This window comes from Nosocomiicoccus sp. HMSC059G07, from assembly GCF_001815515.1.
In the GTDB taxonomy this organism is placed as follows: domain Bacteria; phylum Bacillota; class Bacilli; order Staphylococcales; family Salinicoccaceae; genus Nosocomiicoccus; species Nosocomiicoccus ampullae_A.
In genome coordinates this window covers 1-548 of sequence record NZ_KV820809.1, presented here as the reverse complement: position 1 = coordinate 548, position 548 = coordinate 1, and the positions used below count along the sequence as shown (strand labels likewise).

Annotated in this window: 1 pseudogene; it reads left to right on the top strand. The window is 30.5% G+C overall.

Annotated features, from left to right (window positions below):
- Positions 1 to 548 (top strand): annotated as a pseudogene (locus tag HMPREF3029_RS09375) (hypothetical protein); the annotation flags it as partial.

Sequence of the window (548 nt, the reverse complement as noted above, 5' to 3'; positions counted from 1 at the left end):
TATTATATGCTTATTGATACTTGCCCCAGCTCCCATTGCAAATGCTGAAGAATTTGGTACAAGTTCATGTAACGTTAATTACTCTGTAAACGTCAAAGAAAAAAATATTATTGAAGGTAATGGGAATCAAGCACAAGAAGTCGAACTGTACGTTAACGATAATTTTATAGGACAAACAACAGTAGATAATAATAATAAATTTAAATTTCAGTTAAATGACGAACATACAGATCAAGATAAGGTAAAAGTAATCAGTGAAGATAATACGATTAATTTAACGTTTAAAGAAGATAGTGAAAATAAAAAAGACTTTGAAGGTACTTATCAATGTACAAAAAAAGAGGAAGAAACCTCTTCTGAAGATAATTCTGAAAAAGTAACTGAAGAAAAAGAATCTAAAGATATAGAAGAATCGACTACAGAAGAATCAGAAGAAATTGAAGAAGCGGCAGAAGATGAGGAAGATGTTGAAAAAGAACCAGCAGAAGAAAAGGAAACATCTGAAGAAAACTTTGAAAAAGAAACCGATGAAAAAGAGGAAGCATCTA